Consider the following 16202-nt stretch of genomic DNA (forward strand, 5'->3'; position numbering starts at 1 on the left):
AATGAAAGAAAACACAAACTGGGGGATAATTGGTGTTGGTGATGTGTGTGAGGTCAAAAGTGCTCCCGCCATGAACCTGATAGAGGGCTCACGGTTGGTGGCTGTCATGCGAAGGAATGGTGAAAAGGCCAAAGACTATGCGGCCAGGCACCATGTGCCCAGGTGGTATAATGATGCCGAGGCGCTGATCAACGATCCGGAGGTGAATGCCGTTTACATTGCCACTCCTCCCGGCTTTCACTGCGAATATACCCTCAAAGCGGCGCAGGCAGGAAAACCGGTTTATGTAGAAAAACCAATGGCCAGGACCTACGATGAATGTATTACCATGATCGAAGCCTGCAAAAATGCTGCTGTCCCACTGTTTGTAGCCTACTATCGTCGTACACTCCCCCACTTTCTAAAAGTAAAGGAGATCATTGATAACGGTATCATTGGTGAGGTCAGAATGATTAACATTGACCTGGTTAAGCCTGTTGAACCTGATATTGTGGCATTCCAGGCAGATAATTGGCGGGTCGACCCGGATATTGCAGGTGGTGGTTATTTTTATGACCTGGCATCCCATCAACTTGATTTCCTTGATTATGTATTGGGGCCTGTTCAAAACGTGAAAGGATATGCCTCCAATCAGGCCGGAATGTACAAGGCTGAGGATATTGTAACAGCCATTTTCAGTTTTGAAAATGGCATTTTAGGAACCGGTAGCTGGTGTTTTACTGCCAGTGAGGTCTCAGACCGGGACGTTACGACCATCGTTGGCAGTAAAGGGCAGCTTTCATATGCCAGTTTTGGCGCCCCGGAAGTAACCTTGGAAGTTGCAGGTAAAAGCAAAGAAGTTTTTAGCTTCGAGTTACCACCACATGTTCAACAGCCGCTGATCCAAACGGTGGTAGATGAGCTTCGTGGCAAAGGCCGTTGCCCAAGCACCGGAGCGTCTGCGGCCAGGACCAATTTTGTAATGGAATCTATCGTAAAAAACAATTTATAAAATCTTGATGACACACAAAGAAAAACCCCTTGGCTTTGGAATCATCGGGCTGGGAAGTATTGCAGGGCACCATATAAAAAGTATCATGGAGTTGGATAGCTGTAAGCTTGTAGCGATAAGCAGTAGAAACCAGTCCAAACTGCAAAGTGCTGCTGCGCAGTATCATGTAGAGGCGTTTACCGACTACCGGAAATTGACCGAACATCCTGATGTGGATGTGGTCTGTATCTGTACACCCAGCGGTTTCCACCTTGAGCCTGCGCTGGCCGCCGCCGGTGCCGGAAAACATGTTATCACAGAAAAACCATTGGAAATATCGGTTGAAAGGGGATTAAAGATGATCGAGGCGTGTGAAAAAGCCGGAGTCAAGCTTGCCTGCATTTTCCAAAATCGATATAGCCCCGATTACAGGCAGCTTTATGAAGCTGTTAAAAAAGGCGAACTTGGAAAACCTGTATTGGGAAATGCCTATATTAAATGGTTTCGGGATCAACAATACTATGATTCAACAGATTGGAGAGGTACCCTTCAGGGTGACGGTGGTGCGGCTTTGATTAACCAGTCTATACATACCATTGACCTTTTACTGCATGTTATGGGGCCGGTGAAATCAGTTTTTGGAAGAACCAAAACACTGGCCCATGATATTGAGGGAGAAGACCTCGGTGTCGCTATTCTTGAATTTGAGAGCGGTGCCCTAGGAACTATTGAGGGGAGTACGGCAATTTACAAAGGTTATCCGGAAAAGTTGGAAATCCATGGTGTGGAAGGAAATGTTATTTTGGAAGGCGGCAAAATTACCGAATGGACCCCAGAAACCGGAAGCGGGTCAACGGCGACAGTCAATGAAACCAGCGCTACAGGTTCAGCAGATCCCATGGCCATTGATTACAAGCTGCATAAAAGTCAGATGGCTGAAATTGTGCAGCATATTATTGAGAACAAAGAGCCGATGGTCAATGGAAGGGAGGGGCTGAAGTCCCTGGCTGTCATCGAAGCCATTTACCAGTCAGCAAAATCAGGGAACCAGATTGTGATGTAAAAACAAAAATGCTCTATGACAGTAGAATTTAATGAAATAGCAGAGGTATTAAAGCGGATATTGTTACAGTACGGATTTAACGATGACAAGGCGTCTACAGTGGCGGATTTGTTTGCCAGGGCCAGTCTGGACGGTGTCAACTCACATGGCATCAACCGGTTTCCTTTTTTCCTCAAAACCATAGACCGGGGATGGGTCAAAGTTGATGCCGAACCTGTGAAAGTGGGTTCATTGGGTGCGATTGAACAGTGGGATGGCCAGTTAGGCCCGGGAAACCTCAACGCGCTGTTTTGTATGGAAAGAACTATCTCTCTGGCACGCATACATGGAATAGGTTGTGTGGCCCTGAGAAATACTAATCATTGGATCAGGGCCGGTAGCTATGGTTTGCAGGCTGCTGATCAGGGCATGGTGGGAATCTGTTTTACCAACACCAAGCCCAATATGGTGGTATGGGGCGGGGCCGAAGCACGTACAGGGAATAACCCCCTGGTGATTGCCATTCCCAATAAAAAGGAACCTTTGCTGCTCGATATGTCGGTATCACTATATTCTTATGGAAAAATGTGGGAATATGCTAACAGAGGAGAGGAGTTGCCGTTCGAAGGCGGCCTGGATGAAAATGGTGATATCACCAGGGATCCGTTGAAAATTATTCAGTCTGAATTGTCTTTGCCTGCGGGCTTCTGGAAAGGATCCGGCCTGTCGATTATGCTTGACCTGCTTGTCAGTCTTTTGGCCAACGGTCAAACTTCCAGCGAACTGGAAAAGGATGAATATGGTAACTGTCAGGTATTTATATCCGTCGATCTGAACAGGCTTGTTCCACCGAGGGACCAGGCTTCCATCATTGAAAGAGTAATCAAACACATTAAGGACGGTAAACTGATGTCCGGTCAAAAAGAGGTGAGATATCCTGGAGAAAGAACCTTGGCCACCAGAAAAAAGCAATTAAAAGATGGGGTCGAAGTTGATGCGAAAATATGGAATCAGATCTTGGGGAAGGTAAACCATTAGAGGGCATTTAAATATGTGCTTGGTTCAGACGACTTCCCTATTGAACAATGCCTTTAATTCAGTTGTTTATCATATGATTGCGTCACTTTTTACCTGAAACGGGTTGCCATAACAGGTTTTAAGCGTTGGTTTTTTGGCAGAAAAACAGTTAAAAACAAAAATGAACGGTTGATGTCAGTGTAAAAGATGTTTTAACCGTCATGAAAGTAAAGGTGAAGTGGGTCCGAATACCTGCGATTGGTGTTTCCACCTTCATCCAACCTGAAGCCTATATAGTATCGTCTGATGGCAATGGAGTGGTGTAAAATATATACAGACTGTTAGAAATTTAGAATAGTTTGTGCAAGCGCTTATACAACTGTAAAACAAACTGTCACAATGAGCCTGCTTCCTCAAAAACCTGAGAAATAATAAAGGAAGCGCAAGGACCGGAATAACCTAAAACAGGTCCGAAACTATGAAGTCAAATCAAAACTTAAAAATACCGCTCATGATGGTATGCTAAATCTATAATCTAATAATCTAAATTGTAAACTATGAGAAAACAAGTACCTAAAAAGGTTCAGGTGCGCAGGTATGTCACTGCGCAGGAAGAATGGTTATGAAAGGGTTTCGATTTTTGAGAAATCACTTTCAAGGCTTCTTATATGGAGTATGCTTTTACTATTTTCTGCGATTGATGTACAGGCGCGGAATCGTGTAACAGGTAAAGTTACCGATGATAACGGAGAAGGCTTACCCGGCGTAAATGTATTGGTGGAGGGAACTTCCACAGGGGTCATCACCGATACTGCGGGTGATTACCAGATTGCTGTTCCTGATGGCAGCCATGTACTCTTGTTTAGTTTTGTGGGATTTGTTACAGAGAAAATGGAAATTGGGAACCAGTCCATTGTTAATGTAACGCTTTTGGCCGATATTGCTTCCTTGCAGGAAGTGATTGTGGTGGGTTATGGTACCCAGGAAAAACGGGATGTAACTGCAGCCATCTCCTCCATTGACGGTGAGTCGATCAAGCGGATACCCACAGCCGGTACCGCCCAGGCATTACAGTGCCAGGTTCCTGGCGTTGACATCGTCTCGCAAGGTGGCCGGCCGGGTGCAGGCTCATCCATCAGGATCAGAGGCAGGCAATCTCTTACCGCAAGTAATGTAATGACCCGTTGATTGTCATCGATGGAATCCCTCAAACCAGCGGTAACACAGCCATCCTTGATCAGCAGGATGACGGAAGTAGGGAAGCTACTGAGCCTACACTGGCCGATATCAATCCCCAGGATATAGCGTCCATAGAAGTGCTTAATATGGGACGGATCAATGACCAGCAAGGTATTCAGGGAAAGGTTTGAAGGTTATAAAAAAGCCCTCATTGATCACCATATCGACCCGGATCACCGGTTGATCAGGGAAACCCGTCTTACCAAAGAAGACTGCTGCCTGGTACTTAAAGATATTTTAGCATGTAAGAACCCTCCCACTGCCGCATTATGCGCCAACAACTTAACCACCATCACCACTATTTTTTACGCCCAGAGCGTTGGCCTTCATATACCCGATGACCTCGCTGTCATTGGGTTTAGCGTTGACCCTTTTTCAATGCTAATGAAACCCTCACTCACCGCAGTACAGCAGCCCGTACAGGAAATGGGTAAAATGGCCACCGAAAGCCTGGTGGATGAGTTGGAATGTCATGCCAGACAAAGAACCGCCGTGTACCAGGAGATAATTCTTGCTACAAAACTGGTTTTGAGGGAGTCTTCCGGTTAGTGGTATATCCCTACTACAGGGGATTGTCTCTATATTTTCTAAAGAAATGTTACCTGCAAATGGTTTACACAATTTATCCCTTATGATTTAGCCCGCAAGTCATTAACATTGTGATTTTAAGCCCGTAATGGTTTCTTTTAGTGATATGAGTTGTTTCTGTAAATCTTGCCGGTTAATTTTGTGTGTAATCATATTGATCCTGGCTTCATGTGATGATAATCCACCGGATTTAGGCGATTTTTCAGGCAAAGAGACTGTTTATTTGTTTGAAGGAGAGTCTATTTACGCCGTCACAGGGAGCATTTTATTCAGGGAAAAAAAAGACGGTAGTCTACAGGCCACCATTCAATTGAAGAATACTACAGAGGGAAAGTTCCACCCGGCCATTATGTACTTCGGTAGTATTGATGATCCCGGGGAGGTAGCGTTGATCATGGAGCCGGTAGATGGCACTGCTGGTCAAAGTGTTACAGAGTTTTCCGGATTGGCCGATGCTACCCCTTTGAATTTTGAAGAATTGTTGATTTTTGACGGACATATTGTCATTCATCAGGACGGTGCCAGCATTGGGGTAGCCCTTGCCTCTACCAATATTGGCCAGAACAGTGCCAATAATCAAAACATTAATTAAGCACAACCCCTGTTTTTTATTTTTTTCTTATCGATTAATGAATATTTTTTCATGTTTTTTCGTTATGATAACAAAGATTCAACAGATTGTTTATCTGTTTTGCCCGGAATTTAGTAAATTTAGTGTAGAAAATATATTTGGGAAAATGCTACAATCAAGATTTAAATTTTTCTATTATTTGTCATGTGCCTGGTTGGTATTGACTGTGGTAAGTTGTGATGACGACAGCCAGAATCAGGATCTGAGGGAATTCACCGGAAGCGAAATTACTTATCAGTTATTTGCCTCATCGGACTATAACAACGAAGGGTACATAACTTTTAAGGAACGAAAAGACGAAAGTATTCAGGCAGAGGTAGTGCTGTCGAATACACAGGATGGTGGCGTCCATCCTTTGCATTTACACAGAGAACCTATAACTGCCGATGGTGCGCTTGTAGCCATATTAAATCCTGTTGAGGGAGAATCAGGCCAAAGCCGCACGATTTTTAGTGTTTTGGGGGATGAAACCAAGTTTACCTTTGCGGATCTCCTGAATTTTGACGGAAGTATCAGGGTGCACCTGGATGATGGTATTTACAAGGATGAAATCTTAGCAGGAGGCAACGTGGGCATCAACAGGCTCAATGATCTTAATGTGGTCTCGTGTACCGATTTTACAAATGGCTTGTAAGTGATGTGATCATCAACAGGATTTCCGGCAGGATTCTTCAAACTTGCCTGAGCTGACTTTGCCTTGCACGAAAAATAATTTATTGGCAAATATTTATGAAAGCTTCATGCCTGTAGCCTTGTATTAAAGCGGATATGAGGAGTTTATTCGTTGCCACCAATAAAACCTGGACAAAAGTCTCACATTTATACTTATTGGACGATCTTATTTCCAGCTTTATTTAGTCAGAACCCGCTCCATTATTTTAGCTATAGATTGTACCTGGCTGGTAAGCTGGTTAAAAAATGATCCGACAACATCGACAAAAGGCTAGCGTGTGATTCTATATTCTTTCAGACAGACTGTCAGGTTTTCTGCTTCTTCTTTTTGGCAGCGGGAAATAGAATATTGTTTAATATAAGCCGATAACCTGGGGAATTAGGATGTAAATTCAAGTCAGTCGGTTCTTCATTAACATAATGCTGGTAATCCTCGGGATCGTGGCCACCATAAAAAGTCCAGAACCCTTTGCCGAATATGCCGTGAATATACCGTGCCTCGTCGATAGACTTGGTTTCTCCCATAATGGTAACATCGGCCTTTATAAGGCGCTTTTTAAAGGCAGTGGTTTGTCCCATGAAACCTTTAATGATTCTGGTGTGATTTTGTGTTAACATAGTAGGGATAGGATCCCATTTAGCTGAAAACTCAAATAGCGTGAAATAGTCATTTTGTTCTCTTAACCCTCTTTCCGCCTGTTGATTGTCAATATCTGAAAATTCATATACCAAAGGATTTCGTTCCAGTATGAAGTTTTCAAAAGCAAATGTTTTTGAATAATCCAGGTTTTTTTGGGCCAGAGGATGGGGGGGGTCACCATCAAACATATAGTCTACAATATCAATGCCAGTGGCGGCCAGCGCGATGTCATAGGTGTCGGTGGCCGAGCACATAGCAAAAAGAAACCCACCTCCAACAACAAAATCCCTTATTTTTGAAGTAACAGCAGATTTGAGCTTGGATACCTTATTAAAACCATGTTTTTTAGCCAGCTCTTCCTGCTGATGTTTTTGCTCAATATACCAGGGGGCATTTCTGTAGTTGGCATAAAATTTACCAAACTGACCGGTGAAGTCTTCATGATGTAAATGCAGCCAATCGTATTTTGCCAGTTCATCATACATCACTTCATCGTCGAAAACAACGGTATATGGAATTTCCGCATAGGTGAGGGCCAATGTTACCGCATCGTCCCAGGGCTGTTTATTTTTAGGCGAATAAACAGCGATCTTCGGCGCTTTTTCAAGCTTCATAAGGTCGGTGTTCACCGAAGGACTGGAGATTTCATTAACAATCTGATCGGCCTGTGCGTCGGAGACCACCTGATAGGAAACCCCTCTTATGACCAATTCATTTTCAAATTTCTGATAATATTGAAACATGAAGCTGCCCCCCTTATAATTCAAAAGCCAGTCTACATCTACATCATTTTCCAATACCCAATAGGCAATACCATATGCCTTCAGGTGATTGGATTGACTTTCATCCATCGCAACGAATATCTTGGAACCAAAGCTATCTGTCAAAAAACCGAGAAAAATGAAAAACAGAACTAATCTACGCATAACCATCTTTAGTTTTAACCGACCATGTAAATCCTATAACAATTTATGTAATTTTTTTGCTTTTTAGCAACCTAAAAAGTTAAATTATGGTACACAGGGTTATAACGAAAGATTATGCATATTGTTGAGAATGTCAGGGAGGGAATTAAGTCTATAAAATCGAATCTCCTGAGAACTGTCATCACCGCCGCTATCGTGGCCTTGGGTATCATTGCGCTGGTTGGTACCTTAACTGCCATTGAGGCCATGAAAGCCAAGGTCAATGAAAGTTTATCAGGTCTGGGGGCTAATTCATTCGATATCAAAGATATAAGCAGACGAAGGAGTAGTGGTGGAAAAGCCCAGAAAGTATATCCGGTTATTAAATACAAGGAGATGCAGAAGTTTATGGAACTATTCAGGTACCAGTCTACTTCCGGCATTTCCACCAGCCTGACATGGACGGCTGAGGTGAAACGTTTTTCAAAGATTACCAACCCTAATGTCGGCGTATTCGGAGGGGGTGTAAATCACCTGATATTGGAAAATTATGACCTCCATAAAGGTAGAAATTTTTCAGAATTAGAAGTAAAAAATGGAGCCCATGTGGTCGTTTTGGGCAGTCAGGTGGCCGATAAGTTATTCGAAAATGAAGACCCGGTTGGCAAAGAGGTTTCATTTTTGAGCCGGAAATTTAAAGTAATCGGGGTATTGGAAGAACAAGGTGGTTTGGGAGATAATGCCGGTGGTGACCGTCAGGTGATCATCCCTATTGAAACAGCCAATGCCATGGGAAGTCAGAGATCACTTAGATACCAACTCACCACATCGATAGACCGTCCTGAAGAGTTGCAGTTTGCCATGGGCGAAGCTACGGGGCTCATGAGGGCCATAAGAAAAGATCAACTCGGAAAAGAAAACTCCTTTGAAATATCCAAGAGTGATTCATTATCGGATACATTGGACGATATCGCCGGCTGGATGAGGTTGGTAGCCCTGGTGTTAGGATTTATTACGCTATTTGGCGCCTCTATTTGCCTGATGAATATTATGATGGTCTCGGTGACCGAAAGAACAAGGGAAATAGGTGTGAGAAAGGCTTTGGGCGCTACCCCTACCAAAATTAAACAACAGTTTCTCATAGAAGCCATTGTCATTTGTGTGATGGGAGGGAGCCTTGGTGTAATTTTTAGTATTTTGCTTGGAAATATAGTGCCAATGCTTATAGGAGCCGGAAGTTTTACTGTGCCGTGGCTATGGATAGTCGTGGGATTAATTGTATGTATCTGCGTGGGGCTGATTTCCGGATATCTTCCTGCAAGAAAGGCTGCAAGGTTGGATCCTATTGAATCACTAAGGTTTGAATAATCATGCCTGATTATGTAATTGTTCGAAATGTTGGATATTTTATCCAGGATATTACTTGTATTATTTTCTTATTTAAATGAGGGTTTTTATACATAAGGAAGTTATTATCTTTAATATGGCATTAACTATATCATTATGAAAACTATTTCTTATAATCCAAGTTCCCTGGAGCTGGAGTTTGTGGAAGCTATTTTAAAGCTAAGTGGGGAGATTAATAAAAACATAAATTCCAATCGCATATTAGAGATTAAAAAGAACAGGGAAGAGGATAACCCCAGTTTGATATTTTTTCTGGAGGACGAAGACGGTGATAAACATGAGGTAGTAATGAAAGTTATTCAACGGCCGGATCGACATGACTAAGCATAAATAATTGGTATATTTGCCAGTTATGAAACCAAAATCCCCTGAATTCACTGCCAAGGAACTTAAATACTTCCAAAACACCGATTTCCTTAAAACCAAACGGCTGATAATCAATAGTTTTATCAGGTTATTTGAAGATATCCAATCAGATATTGTACGTTCTATTGATAAGGAAGATATTCAGTTTCCTGATGCTTTAATCACTAAATCCGGGAAAATAACCAAGGGGGAAAACTATAAGGAATTGCCGTTTGTGGTACTGGATTGTCCAAGGTTTTTTAGTAAAAATGACATTTTCGCTTATCGCTGCATCTTTTGGTGGGGTCATTATCTAAGTAATCATTTATTGCTGAAAGGTCATTTTCTGGATCGGTATCATGCTTGCTTTGTTGATTCCTGGTCTTTACTGAAAGACGAACCGGTTTATCTGAATTTGTCAGACGATCCCTGGAATCACGATCTGTCTACCTCTGATTTTGTACCCATAAGCCGGTTGAACCCGAAGAAGTTTAATGAAGTGCTGCTGCGCCTGAATTTTTTGAAACTGGTTTGGCGAATCGAGCTGGATCAATGGAAAGCATTTCATCAGTTCTCGCTTAAAAATTGGTTGACATTCATCAACATCATTAACCGTTAGTAGGGTATACCCCTGTTTCATCGTGCCACTCCGGTTTCCTTTATAAAATAGTGGCACGATGACATATAATTTATTGCACTAACCAGGCCATTAATTTCATTCTAAAGCAATTCGATCGACCTTTTCATAGCCAAAGATTTCTTCCAGGCTCAACTCCGTAACATCACCGTATTTCCTCAGGGCGTCGAAGTCGAGTTTATCTTTGCTTCCCAGTACCAGCATGTTGTATTCATTGTTTTTAATATGCTTTTCCTGGAATGCCTCCAGGTCTTCGAAGGTCATGTTTTGGATACCTTCGTATATGGTCTTGCGAATGTCATAGTCAAGGTTTTTTCTTTTGGCATCTTCATAATTAAATAAAACGCTGGTCTTGGTAATCCGCTCGCTTTCGATTTTATTCATAATGGCCTTTTTCGCAGTTTCCAGGGCCACTTTTGACTCAGGAAGCTCATTAATAATCGCTAGCAGCGCTTCCATGGACTCCTTTTGCTTATCGGCTTGTGTACCGATGTAAGCTAAAAACTGATCATGCCCTGAAGCTTTGGAAGCGGTGCCGTAATTCGCCCATACCGAATAGGCAAGGCCTTGTGCCTCTCTTATCTCCTGGAAAACCACCGATCCCATACCACCACCAAAATATTCATTGTAAAGGGTTTTTTCAGGGGCCAGCATAGGATCGTAGCGGCCTTCTTTGCTAATAAAAATGATTTCGGACTGCACCATATCGTAGTCTACCCAATAAACTTTGGTTTGATCAGTATCGATAATTTCATAATCCACCAATGCCGGGGTGGGTTGCAGTGAACCGGACAGGCGATGGTTTTTGTTTAAAACTTTGATCAGTTCTTCTTCTTTTTTGGGACCGTAATAGAGTATTCTGTGCTCGGTTTTGGTAAATCCTTTGATGATATCAATCAATTCACCGTGCGTCAATCCCAGCAATTCCTCGTTGGACAATACATTGGTGAATGGAGATTCCGGGCCATAAAGCCCGTAATTTAACATACCACCATACAAAATGGTGGATTTACTTTTTTTGGCATCTTCCCGCTCCTTCAGGATACCATCAATCATTTTCGCAAGCGCCTCTTCATCACCCTGCGGCCGTTCAAGCAGGTCCTCAAATAATATCATGGCTTTTTCCATGTTTTCTGATAAACCGTTAAGCATCACGTAGGTGCGATCTGAAGATGCAAATACATTAAAGCTACAACCCAACTTGTAAAGCTCTTTCTTAAAATCCTCTGAAGACAGGCTATCGGTTCCTGTATATTGCAAATATTCTACGGCAATCTTCATTTTCGGATTATTATTGCTGCCTGCATCTGATAAATAATACAGACTGAAAAGTTCGTTTTCAGTATTCTGCATATACAGCACCTGCACGTCCTGATCCATTGACAATTGGTTAATGTCACGCTCGTAGTCAAGATAAACGGGGCTTAGCCTATCTACATCCCTGGCTAGCAGGTCTTCCTGAAATTTAGATTTTTCATCCCTGTTCAGGTTTACCTTGGTGATTTCGGGTTTTATCACTTTTTGAACATGAGGGTCTTTGCCGGTTTTTTTATAAACTACTACATAATTGTCGCCATAGTGTTCGTTAGCAAAATCGATGATCTGCTGCCGGGTTATTTTTCTAAGATTGTCCAGTTCGCTGACATATTCTTCCCATGAGATATTATTTGTAAAAGCAATAACCATGTCATTGGCTCTGGAGGCATTATTTTCGCTTTGTTGAATACTGGACTTTTTGAGGTCGTTTATTACCGCGTGCACCAACCAGTCCTCGAACTCCCCTTTTTTGATCAGATCGATTTGACCTATCAACAGGTTTTTGACCTCTTGCAAGGATTGTCCTTCCCTGGGGGTCCCGTAAAAAGTATGGATGCAGTAGTCGTTTAACTTATCTACATAACTCCCCGGCTCGAGTACTTTTTGTTGTTGTTTCAGGTTCAGGTCTATCAAACCCGCTTCGCTGTTGTTTAGCATCATATCGATGAGTCTCACCAGCTTAAAGTCTTCACTGCCCCGTCCCTTAAACCTGAATCCGAGATTGACACTTTCGGCATCTGGCCCCAGCACCTCTTTTTCTACAGGACTGATAATAGGTTCCTCCTCTATTTTGACCCAAGCCGGTAAATTTTCATTAGGTTGCCAATCGCCAAAGTATTGGTCAATAAGCTTAATGGTCTTATCATAGTCCAAATCGCCACTCATACAAATGGCAACATTATTCGGCACATAATACTTGTAGAAGTATTTTTCTATTTCCGTAATTGACGGATTTTTAAGGTGGTCGATGGTTCCGATTACCGTTTGGGTTCCGTAAGGATGGTTTTTGAAGATTGTTTTGTAAAGCGTTTCATAGACCTTCCAGTTGTCATTGTCCAGGGAGCGGTTTTTTTCTTCGTAAACCGACTCCAATTCTGTGTGAAACAACCTGTTAACGATTTTTTTAAAGCGGTTGGATTCAATGATCAAAAAGTTTTCCATCTGATTGGCAGGAATGTCATTGATGTAGACAGTACGGTCTTCGGTGGTGTATGCGTTTGTGCCTTTTGCCCCTATCGCAGCCACCATTTTGTCGTATTCATTGGGTATGGCAAATTTTGACGCTTCGTTGGAAACCCGATCTATCAGGCGGTAATACTGCACTCTTTCAACAGAGTCTGTTAAAGTGCGGTAATGGTCGAACATATGTTGTATGCTGTCCAGCCAGGGTTTTTCACTATTCCAGTCCAGTGTTCCAAAATTTGCGGTTCCTTTAAACATCATATGTTCGAGGTAATGTGCCAGGCCCGTGGCGCTGGCGGGGTCATTTTTACCACCGGCCCTGACAGCAATAAATGTCTGGACTCTCGGGGCGTTTTTGTAATCGCTCAGGTAAACTTTTAATCCGTTAGGTAATGTATAAATTCTTACTTTCAAAGGATCATTGGTCACATACTCGTATCGATAGCCCTGGCTTTCAGCGGTTTTGGTGGTGAAGCGGTCCTTTTGCCCGGGTTGCATACAGGCAACCACCATAATTGCCTGGAAATAGATTAAAAAAGTTGTTCTTTTCTTCATAGCTTAACGTTTAAGATAATTAGAGTTCTTTTGGGTTACATATTGTATATCCTTTTGAAATGAAAGTTACATTTTTTTATGGTTTATTCATCAACTTCAGCCCTTTGACTTTCGATTATTAGTGATTGTTTTTGGGACCGGTCGCTGTGTGAGTGGATTGTTAGGAAATTTGTGGTTTGTTATGCCCTTAACATTAGTATGATTTTTGATGATAAGAAATCGAATCCTGTTATATTGAAAATTAGTATATGGTTGGCAGTGAACATATATCTGCTTAAGTTTGATGTTTTCCATATTTAGTTCATTAAAATACCAGGAATCATTAAATTTAAAGAAATCACCGGTTTATGAATAAAAGTATTTATTTTTTAGTCACATTGCTTGGCTGTTTAACGCTTCATGACGATTTGAAGGCCCAGTCGGAACAGCTTTCACTTCATCGGATAGATACTACATGGCGGCTGGATGGAAAGTATGAGGATGGAAGAAAGGAGGGTTTATGGAAAGTACTGAACCGCCAGAATCAGGTAGTACAGCAAGGATACTTCAAAAATGATAAAAGGGATGGCCCCTGGGTTATTTATCACAAAAATGGACGTAAGTCCTTGGTGGCCAACTATAGTACCGGACTTTTACATGGAGAATATACGGAGTTTTTTCCCTCTGGAAAGACCGCAATTAAAACTAACTATAAAAACGGGTTAAAGGATGGCGACTGGGTTGAGTTTTACAAAGCAGGGGGCAAAAAAGTAGAGGGCCAGTTTCAAAATAATTATCAGGTTGGGACATGGCGGTCGTATTTTGATTACGGACAGTTATATTCTATTACAGAATTCAGCAATAATGGTAGGGATTATGAGATCAGGACTTTTGATCCATACGGTGTGTTATTGTCATCTACAAAATACAAAAACAATAAAGAACATGGTATTTTCAATATTTATCACGAAAATGGCAACCTGGCCGAAAAGGGTAAATATATGCAGGGGAAAAAAGACAGTATATGGGTGGAATACTATTTTTTTGGAAGAAAAAGATCAGTAATTAGTTACAACAATGGCGAATTTGATGGTATGTACAAAGTATACCACGGGAACGGTCAGCTAAGTAAAGACTATCAATACCGCAAAGGGATCCCGGTTGGAACATGGAAGGAATTCCATCGGGATCAAAGTGAAAAACTGATTCTCCATCATAAGGATGGGCAACCTGATAGCACATACCTTGAATTTCATGAAAATGGAAATCAAAGTGTTGTGGGCTATTATGAATGGGGAAAAAAGGAGGGACTGTGGAAATCATACTATGAAAGTGGGGGTCTTTATGCCATTGGTAAATACTTTGTGGATCAAAAGCACGGTAACTGGAAATACTTTAACGAAATGGGAGTTCTGATCTCAGAAGGCAAATATATATCCGGAATGGAGGATGGTCAATGGTTTCAGTACCATCCCAATGGCACTATTAAGTCGATTGGGTCCTTCAACAAAGGTAAAGAAGAGGGGCTTTGGGGATTGTTTTATGACAACGGACAGTTAATACAGGAAGAAACCTGGTCAGATGGCAGGCTCATGGAGATAGGCCCTTACCATACTATGAAGGGGGACACATTGCCAAGGGGAACTTTTAAAAATGGTCAGGGAGAAAAACGCAGCTATGATACGAGAAACAAATTACGTGTAGTAGCCAATTATCAAGATGGCCTTCCCAATGGTGCGTGGAAAAGTTATTACAATAATGGCAAGATAGAATCTGAGGGGTCGATGCGAAACGGGAAGCCACAGGGGGTATGGACCTATCATTTTCGCAGTGGAATGGTAGAATCGAAGGGTGAGTTTAATGCAGGAAAAAAAGTAGGAGTTTGGGAGTACTACAACAATTTCGGCAAGCTTCTGGATAAAATAGATCACAGCCAATTGACCGAGGAAGAGGAGATCCCGGTCAATTGACCCGTGATCTGGTCGCTTGAATGATAAAGTTCATTTACTGAACAATGCGAATTCTGTCTAAGCTTTCAAGTTTTGCCTTAAGTCCCCAACCTCCCAGTGCCTTCATCCATGGGCACGATGGTTGGTTGTCCCGGCGTATTACCGGGCAAGTTGACAGGGACCCAAAAAGGAGGCGCAGGATCGATGGGAAATGAGAAGGGGCCAGGCGTCCTCATCCACCTTGCCGGCTATTTCTCGGAAAGCAAATTATAAAAATCAAAGATTTTCACCAAATCTTCTTTCTGTTTAAAAACAAGGCCATTCCAGGCGATAAATTGCTTGACAACATCCTTTTTATCATGAAAAAGTCTGAAAAGTTCCTTTCTTTTGTTGGGAAGGGGCATAATCAGACCCCCGTCTACTGAATAGTAAAACTGCACATTTACAAAAAATCCATCCTTTTTATGGCCTCTTGCTGCCGGGCTATTGCGACTTCTTTGAAATTTTTTTGCGGTTTTATGACTGGACAGGGTGATCTTTCCTTCTGACAGTATTTCCAAAAAAACCACTGGCTGATCATCTTTAAAAAGCAGGTGTTTACAATTCAAAAAAACTGCCCTTCGGTTATCGGTGACATTGAATCATTCGAAGCTTTTCACATGATTGTGACTCAAACCCATAGTTTGACCGTTTATCTGCATTTCAAGGCGATTGTGAATAATCTCGTATTTTAACGGTTTATTGATAATAAACTCACGATCAAAGGATTTGACATCGCCTATATACCACTCATCCTCCAAAAACAACTTTATTTCACCGGCATCCTCCGGCAGAGGTCTTACTTCCGGGATCAGGCCATTGCTGCTCGTTAAGAATATGTTAGGGCTTTTGTCCACTATTTGTGCATACAAAGGTTGACCACAGCCTGAAATCACCAACTGAAGTAGCAGTGAACATACAAGTGTCAGGTTATAAAATGGTTTTAGACTGGTCATCTTGGTGTATGTGGGTTTGTTTAATTAAAATACTAATTATTGAAGAAAAATTCATTGGAATTATTTCTTAATTCGAATATCGAACCCAAAACACTGCTTAATTTCACACAAAATGGGGTATAAAAACTAATC

Annotated in this window: 16 protein-coding genes; 12 read left to right on the forward strand and 4 right to left on the reverse strand. The window is 42.0% G+C overall.

Annotated elements, in window-relative coordinates; translation table 11 throughout:
• The first annotated feature begins 1 nt into the window (after nucleotide 1).
• The 8 genes from AC04NP_RS20795 to AC04NP_RS20830 all read left to right on the forward strand — a co-directional run bounded on the left by AC04NP_RS20795 (nucleotide 2) and on the right by AC04NP_RS20830 (nucleotide 6121).
• Complete coding sequence (locus AC04NP_RS20795; protein WP_482861868.1) at nucleotides 2-991, forward strand: Gfo/Idh/MocA family protein; 990 nt, start codon at nucleotides 2-4, stop codon at nucleotides 989-991.
• A gap of 7 nt (nucleotides 992-998) precedes the next feature.
• Complete coding sequence (locus AC04NP_RS20800) at nucleotides 999-2033, forward strand: Gfo/Idh/MocA family protein (protein WP_482861869.1); 1035 nt, start codon at nucleotides 999-1001, stop codon at nucleotides 2031-2033.
• A gap of 15 nt (nucleotides 2034-2048) precedes the next feature.
• The gene (yiaK, locus tag AC04NP_RS20805; RefSeq protein WP_482861870.1) at nucleotides 2049-3050 is read left to right on the forward strand and encodes a 3-dehydro-L-gulonate 2-dehydrogenase; all 1002 of its coding nucleotides are present in this window, start codon (nucleotides 2049-2051) and stop codon (nucleotides 3048-3050) included.
• A gap of 576 nt (nucleotides 3051-3626) precedes the next feature.
• A complete protein-coding gene (locus tag AC04NP_RS20810) occupies nucleotides 3627-4217 on the forward strand; it encodes a carboxypeptidase-like regulatory domain-containing protein (protein ID WP_482861871.1) in 591 nt (196 codons plus the stop codon).
• Nucleotides 4214-4399: a hypothetical protein gene (locus AC04NP_RS20815; RefSeq protein ID WP_482861872.1), complete on the forward strand. Its 186-nt coding sequence runs from the start codon at nucleotides 4214-4216 to the stop codon at nucleotides 4397-4399. The genes AC04NP_RS20810 and AC04NP_RS20815 overlap by 4 nt, the downstream gene beginning before the upstream one ends.
• Nucleotides 4368-4817, forward strand: a complete 450-nt coding sequence (locus tag AC04NP_RS20820) for a substrate-binding domain-containing protein (RefSeq protein WP_482861873.1) — start codon at nucleotides 4368-4370, stop codon at nucleotides 4815-4817. Before AC04NP_RS20815 ends, AC04NP_RS20820 begins: the two co-directional genes overlap by 32 nt.
• Nucleotides 4818-4995: 178 nt before the next feature.
• A complete protein-coding gene (locus AC04NP_RS20825; RefSeq protein ID WP_482861874.1) occupies nucleotides 4996-5448 on the forward strand; it encodes a hypothetical protein in 453 nt (150 codons plus the stop codon).
• Between the two features lie 145 nt (nucleotides 5449-5593).
• Complete coding sequence (locus AC04NP_RS20830) at nucleotides 5594-6121, forward strand: hypothetical protein (RefSeq protein WP_482861875.1); 528 nt, start codon at nucleotides 5594-5596, stop codon at nucleotides 6119-6121.
• A 344-nt stretch (nucleotides 6122-6465) separates the two neighbouring features.
• On the opposite strand, the gene AC04NP_RS20835 is transcribed toward AC04NP_RS20830, so the two are convergent.
• Nucleotides 6466-7725, reverse strand: coding sequence for an asparagine synthetase B (locus AC04NP_RS20835; protein ID WP_482861876.1), 1260 nt, complete (start codon nucleotides 7723-7725; stop codon nucleotides 6466-6468).
• 114 nt (nucleotides 7726-7839) lie between these two features.
• Here AC04NP_RS20835 and AC04NP_RS20840 point away from each other — a divergent pair, with 114 nt between their 5' ends.
• From AC04NP_RS20840 to AC04NP_RS20850, 3 genes are all read left to right on the forward strand, one after another.
• Entirely contained in the window at nucleotides 7840-9072 is a 1233-nt protein-coding gene (locus AC04NP_RS20840) for an ABC transporter permease (RefSeq protein WP_482861877.1), read from the forward strand.
• 135 nt (nucleotides 9073-9207) lie between these two features.
• On the forward strand, nucleotides 9208-9435 hold the full coding sequence (locus AC04NP_RS20845) for a hypothetical protein (RefSeq protein ID WP_482861878.1): 228 nt from the start codon (nucleotides 9208-9210) through the stop codon (nucleotides 9433-9435).
• Nucleotides 9436-9463: 28 nt separating this feature from the next.
• Complete coding sequence (locus tag AC04NP_RS20850) at nucleotides 9464-10075, forward strand: hypothetical protein (protein WP_482861879.1); 612 nt, start codon at nucleotides 9464-9466, stop codon at nucleotides 10073-10075.
• Between the two features lie 96 nt (nucleotides 10076-10171).
• Here the strand turns inward: AC04NP_RS20850 and AC04NP_RS20855 are convergent, their stop codons facing one another.
• Nucleotides 10172-13147 carry a M16 family metallopeptidase gene (locus AC04NP_RS20855; protein ID WP_482861880.1) on the reverse strand — a complete coding sequence of 992 codons (2976 nt, stop codon included), beginning with the start codon at nucleotides 13145-13147 and terminating at the stop codon, nucleotides 10172-10174.
• 347 nt (nucleotides 13148-13494) lie between these two features.
• Here AC04NP_RS20855 and AC04NP_RS20860 point away from each other — a divergent pair, with 347 nt between their 5' ends.
• Nucleotides 13495-15096, forward strand: coding sequence for a toxin-antitoxin system YwqK family antitoxin (locus AC04NP_RS20860; protein ID WP_482861881.1), 1602 nt, complete (start codon nucleotides 13495-13497; stop codon nucleotides 15094-15096).
• Nucleotides 15097-15323: 227 nt separating this feature from the next.
• Here the strand turns inward: AC04NP_RS20860 and AC04NP_RS20865 are convergent, their stop codons facing one another.
• The gene (locus AC04NP_RS20865) at nucleotides 15324-15683 is read right to left on the reverse strand and encodes a hypothetical protein (protein ID WP_482861882.1); all 360 of its coding nucleotides are present in this window, start codon (nucleotides 15681-15683) and stop codon (nucleotides 15324-15326) included.
• A 33-nt stretch (nucleotides 15684-15716) separates the two neighbouring features.
• Nucleotides 15717-16070, reverse strand: a complete 354-nt coding sequence (locus AC04NP_RS20870; protein ID WP_482861883.1) for a hypothetical protein — start codon at nucleotides 16068-16070, stop codon at nucleotides 15717-15719.
• Nucleotides 16071-16202 lie beyond the last annotated feature (132 nt).

It is taken from the genome of Agaribacillus sp. DX54 (assembly GCF_056858335.1).